Raw genomic sequence first — 6,000 nt, 5'->3', positions numbered from 1 at the left:
CGCAGATGGCGCGCCCGACCCGCGTCCGCTCTAAACCCAGCCGGGGCATGGCGGCGCGGACGGTGGTACTCGTCGAAGGTGAGAAATGCGCGAAGCGCATGGTCGACGCCGGCGGTCGTGGCGACAACTGCGATTGCACGGCGCGCGAGAATGCGACAGTCGACAAGACCGATGGACTCCACTGAACGCAAATGCAGTCCTGATCTGGCCCCGATCGCGACAAGGCTGGGTGGGATACGCGATGGCCGCGGCGGGGACGCCGTGCTGATGGCGGTGGCAGGAGGGGTATGCGACGGTCTTGAGCCACCGGATGACACGGGCTGCGGCGGTGGGATGCGGCCGACGCGCTGGCGGAAGGATTCGATCTGCCCACGTTTTTGGCCAGCGGTTCCGCGCACCCAATTCACACCACCGTTGCCAGGAGGAAGCCGAGGAAACACGACGAGAAGGCGGTCTGGGCGACGACGACCGCCTTGGCCCTGTCCTTCACTCGGCGCTAATATGCGCGGACCTTGCGCTATGACGCGCAAGTGGGGCAAGTGGGGCTGGTGTGGCGGCAGCCGCTGGCAGCCGACGAAACTTGCTGGCACTCATCTGATGCGGAAGGTTTGCCGCGAGAGCCTCATTAAACGCGAACGCGCACCGACTGGCCGCCCAAAAACTCGGCCTCGAGCAGCACGGTGAGTGGCGTCGAACGCTAGCACGCAGCGAACGAAGACCATGCCGCGACGTAGGCGAATGGGACGGCGATCGTGGCTGGCCAACACGCCGGCGGGGGTGTCGATCTGCGCACCGGGCCGACTGCGGCCGCACGACCGGGCCGACCGGCTGACCAAGAGAACACGCAAGCCCGAAAGGCGCGTGTCCGCGGTGGCTGGCGCGTCTGTCGACATTACCCGCGCGGTGTTGCGGAACTGATCACTTATCTTGCAGCGGGTCGTCGGCTACTTGCGTGACGCGGTGTCACCCCGCCCGGCATGCCCTGTTCTTTCTCTACGGCACCGGGGCCAATGGCAAGTCGGGTTCGTGAACGTGATCACCACCTCCTCGGGAGCTACCGCCGCCAACGGCCAAATGGATACGTTCAGGAACGGCAGCGCACTGACAGGCATCGACGACCTAGAGGGGGCTGCGAGGCGCCCGTTTCGTCTCCTCAATTGGTAAAACGAGCAAGGGCGGCGCTGGAAACGAGTCGAAGGTGTGAAAGCGATTAACCGGCGGACGGACAAGGTGCTCGGCGAGCTTCATGCGCCAGGTTTCTTCGAGTAGTACGCAGTTCACGCTGGTTAGCGCCCGGCAACAACAAGCCCCGATCAGTAACGTCGATGAAGCGATTGAAAACGCCGGCTGCCACCATCATCACGTTCACCGTCCACCGTGCCGCGGAGAAGCGACGCGGCAGCTCACGAGAAGTCCTCCAGCGAGCGCTACGGCATTCTGGCATGGGCACCGTAGGGGGGGTCTCGCATGGCAGCGAGGAGGGCTCAAGCAGCCGGCCTGCGATGTTGTCCGCGACCGACGAGTATTCGAAGCGAGGCGGAGGCCTGGGGCAATGGATCGACGAGCGCTGCATGCTGGCAAAAGTCCTGTCGCGAAGGGTCTATGAAACTCTTCGCCGATGGCGTGAATGGGCAGGGAACGTGCCGGCGAGTACGTGGGCTCGGTCAAGGCGTTCTCCGAGTCGATGGCGGCGCGCAAATTCCCGAGAAGTGTCGTCTGAATGGTGGCGTCGGCGCGTCACGGGACTGTCCACTCGCCCCCCCCGGTAGCCCCGCATACGCCTATCGCGATGCTAGAAAACTCGGGGAAGTGACGGTTTTGACAGGCTTAAACATTAACCGACCTTACTAACACGTGATACGTAATGGGGAAGCCCGTCCGATCCGTTCACGCAACTCAAATGACATGGAGCACTGGACGATGCGTCCGGACCATTTGGCACTGGATCTGGGGCCAAATACCGGGTGGGCAATGAAACACATGGACGGCACGATGCAAGCGGCACTGCACACTTTACGCCCCGACGTTCGAGGGGGGCGGAATGCGATACCTGCGCTTCAGCGCTGGCCACGGAAATCAAGCACTCGGTCGACGGGCAGCGAATGCGGTCTACCTTGCAGGAGGTGCGTCGTCACGCGGTTTGTCGATGCGGCGCACGCCTTGGCGGATTCCTGGCGCACCTGACCGCGTGGGCGCGAAGCAACACCAGAGACCGTACCAGGGGCGTGGCCGGTGGGGACGATAAAGGAAACACGCCACCGGCAAGGGCAATTCCGGCAAGGACGCGATGATCGCCGCCGACAGGGCCACGGGGGACTCGATCCGCAGGACGACAACGAAGCCGACGCTGCTGGCCCTGATCGCGTGGGCAGTGACGGTCAGGAGGGTGGCGTCATGAAGATCCCTCGCAACGCTATCGCTGCCAGCTGGGGCGGTTGCAGCAGACGTTCAACGAGATCTTCGAAGCGGTTGTTGAAGGAAACCGGCTGGCGCGAGAAGCGCATCCTGGTGTGTCCGACACGACGAGAGGCCTGGGACTGTCGAACGGGATTTGGGTCCGGCGACTGGGGCGAACGCTCTACGGCACAGGAGGTCGGCCGTCATGGCTGGATGGACCCGAAGACGGCGCGGCACCGATTCGCCGAGGCGGCCGAGGGACGGGCCGGCGACTGCCGCGCGTTTCGGGTGCAGGGCTACTCAAACGTCGGCCAACCTTTGCCCGAGACACAGGGGAAGCGGATCCCGAGGGAGCGTGTACCGTCCGTTGCCGGCCCAGCCTGATCCATTGACCGGAATTGCTGGAGACGATGCGCTGGGTGCAGTGCTGAACGAGCAAACGCCATCTCGTGGGATGCGAGCCAGGCAACGCGAATGGAAGGACATCTGGCGCAGATGGGCTGCGACCGGACAACGGCATGGCGGCGGTGCCGAAGGCGCTGCAGGTGGTGGACCAGCAACTTAGAGCCAAGCACCTCTCTCGGCACGACGATGATCCGAACCGACTGCGGCGATCTCGCCGTCCTAATGAGGGCACGTGATCACTGGGACCGCATCAAGGAAACGCGGAGCCATATTAAAGTCGGTGGCCAGAAGGGGTATGGCGAAACCATTATACGACGCCTTGGATCGCTGCGGGATATTCGTCCTGTGAAGCGATAGAAGACGTAGTTCATGAGGCATCCTGCGCATCTTTTCAGTTCTTGCTTCGGAGTACCTGTCGACGTAATCAGCAAGAAATCGTCGTCGACCGAACTCGCAGAGGCTTTCGTATAGATCGTCGGCACAAAGAGAGAAAGCGAAATCCATCTTCGACGAGATGAACCCGAGGTGTCGTGGAAAGGTTTCCGAGTCTTCAGGTTCCAGCAATGATGGACGCCTGAAGTAGTAAGCATGCCCGTCGGATTGAAAGTTCTTGGCTGACGCCGAACGTTGGTGCCAGTGGTATCCGGCCAGGGTTCGAAGCCCGCGACTGCGCGAATGTCCAAGGCTTTCGTGGTGGGTGTTCCGCTGTCCTTCTTGAGCTTGCGAGCCCTCGCTTGAGCTTCTCGAGTCAGGCGAGGAAATGCGATCTGTGTACGCATGGTGCAACTCCTATAAATCGCGGGGAAACCCGGTGACCCACTGCGAGGACCCGCTGGTTAGGAAATCTCAAACACAAAGCGGTAAGCGATCGTCCCTTCAGGGTGCGCCAAGGTGGCAGGGGCTTCGAGTCTAGCCAGCAGCTAGGACTTAGCAGGTCAAGAGCAGTCGTGACGGTTGATCTTGAGAGCAGGATTTAGCGGCGGGATCGGCGAAATGCGAGCAAAGGAGGCGTACATCAGAGGGGCTCGCTTGTATTTTTGCCGTTGCAACATCCACCCCCGCTTTGTAAGATTCTGGCTATGATCTGGCAGGGGGCGGAGATAGAGAACACGCCAAATATTACTAAATCGGCAAACGAGAATTGTAGGGTTTAGCCCTCACCATTCGACCCGCCCATGTGCGTTTTTGCAGTAGGGGCCTGCACACAGGATCGGGAACAGCCATACGTCAAGTCCCAGCCTGACCGGGCTGTCTCGGGCCAGACGTAGCATTCCGAAGGCCGTCAGGCAAGGCGGCACAGTGCCAACGGCCCAGCGCAGGCCGCGTGGATGCACCCGCTCCGATCAGGCCAGGTGCCTGCGAGGCTTAGGCCTTTTGTTCTTCGTTGGATTGCAGGACCAGCAAGCGGCAACGATATTTTGTTGCAGTATCGACCCGCCACCGTCCTGCCGTGCGTCAAGGGCTCTGCGGTGCACTGAAGGCTTTGCGCCTGCGAAGGCTTTATCTGTGGGCTCGGAAAAAGCGAGAAGGTTATCTGCACATCGGCAAGCCGCAATAGGAGCAGCGCCCAATTGAGCAAGGTAAGCGGATTTTCGATGGCGGCTAATGGCAGTAACGGCATGGAAGGCCCCTTTAGATCAAAGTGAACCCCGCTAGCCGTATGTACAAGACGGGTACCAGCCGACGATTGCCGGAATGGCCCTACACGCGCTCGTCACGAGACGCGCCGCCCGAAATTATAGCCTGTACGTTTGGCCATTGGAACACCACGGGCATCACGAGCCGTGAGCGACGTCGACGGGTACCAGGAGTCCAACTGACACCGTCGGCGCGCTATCTCTTTCCTCTCTACTTCTTATCACTGCGGCCCGTGACCTCATCCGTCCGGGCCGTTTCCATTGTCAGAGGTGAATCTTGGTCGCTCCGAATTGACGCTGGAGCAGTGGCGCGTGACGAGTGCTCGACTACGCCCGGAATCCGCGCAATAACGACCACGCGGCGAGCAGATGGCAGCGGTCATTAACCGAGTTTCGGGTTCGGATTCCCGTGGTTGCCAGGAGCACAGGGGAAATTGTTGACGCGTACATCTTCGGCGCAGCGGCGCGCAGGCTGGTCGACTCGGTGCCAGTGAGTCTGGGAAACAGAAGCGAATCTGAGCGACGCACAGATCAAGGCCTCCGTTTGTGGCCAATCGTTCGGCAATGGGCGGAATGGATGGACGCGATGCTCGCGCTGGAACTTGAAGACCTGAAGTGCGCCGACGTCGATCTGTCATTGACAGGTTTTCGACGCCGACGAGATGAGGCCATTGCTGAGCAACGATGCCCGATGGTGCGACGGCGTGACAACTGCCGATCTGGACGCGGCCGGAACGAACGTACCGAGTCCCGACCAAATCACGTCGCTCGCAACGGCGACGTTGGCCTTGGGTCAGCCATCGCATCTGATCTGCATTTTTTTTGTCGGGGACGACCGCTGATCTCTGCCGTGATCCGACGCTGATGGCCGGCCGATCGGGCGCGGGTCTGACTTCCACCTCACCGCCCTACGGAACAGCGTGACTACACCAGCGGCGGCCTCCCCCCCCCCCCCACCGATGGGACGGATTGAGCGCGGCGTCTCGCTAGATCTCCCGTGAGCGATCGCGGGCCAGGTGGCTCGTCAACTCGGCCTGATCCACCGCGACAAAGAAGTAAGCCCGTATGGGGATGGCTGGCTGGCGTGGATGCGCACAGAGGGCTGGCGGCGGTTCGCGTGCGTACCGTATGGGACCAGGGCCCGGGATGCCTGGCCGAACTGGGCGGGACGTTCGCCCCGAGCTTCGAGTTCGTCTTCCACTTCAACCACCAGAGCCGAAAAAGAACAAGATTCGTTCCATTGCAAAGCACGCGGTAGGAATCGCAACCTCGCGCAGGAAGGCCTCCTCTACTGCGATGCGCAGTAAGTAAGACATGGCGAGGTCGGCGGAGCATTGGACGGCCGCGGGCCAACCCAGCAGGACAAACGGATGCCCGACTCGGTGATCCGCTGATGCGCCACAGGGCAACAAGTCGGGCAGGAACATCGCACCCCCGCACTTCTTCCCCGATCCGCCCTGCCGGAGTTCATCCGAGGCCCTACTCCGACACCGGCGACCTCGTGTTCGAAACCTTCTGCGGTTCGGTACGACGATGCTGCGCGCAGGTACCGGCCGCATCG

1 protein-coding gene is annotated in these 6,000 nt (G+C 61.6%); it reads left to right on the top strand.

Annotated elements, in window-relative coordinates; genetic code table 11:
- Nucleotides 1-185, top strand: a 185-nt coding sequence (locus QZ648_RS08720) for a hypothetical protein (protein ID WP_291996756.1), incomplete at its 5' end; no start/stop codon positions are given.
- Between the last annotated feature and the right edge of the window lie 5,815 nt (nucleotides 186-6,000).

Source organism: Candidatus Accumulibacter sp. ACC012, from assembly GCF_907163155.1.
GTDB lineage: Bacteria > Pseudomonadota > Gammaproteobacteria > Burkholderiales > Rhodocyclaceae > Accumulibacter > Accumulibacter delftensis.
Note: the sequence above shows the minus strand (reverse complement) of the source record. Positions and strands in the feature narration are given on the sequence as shown.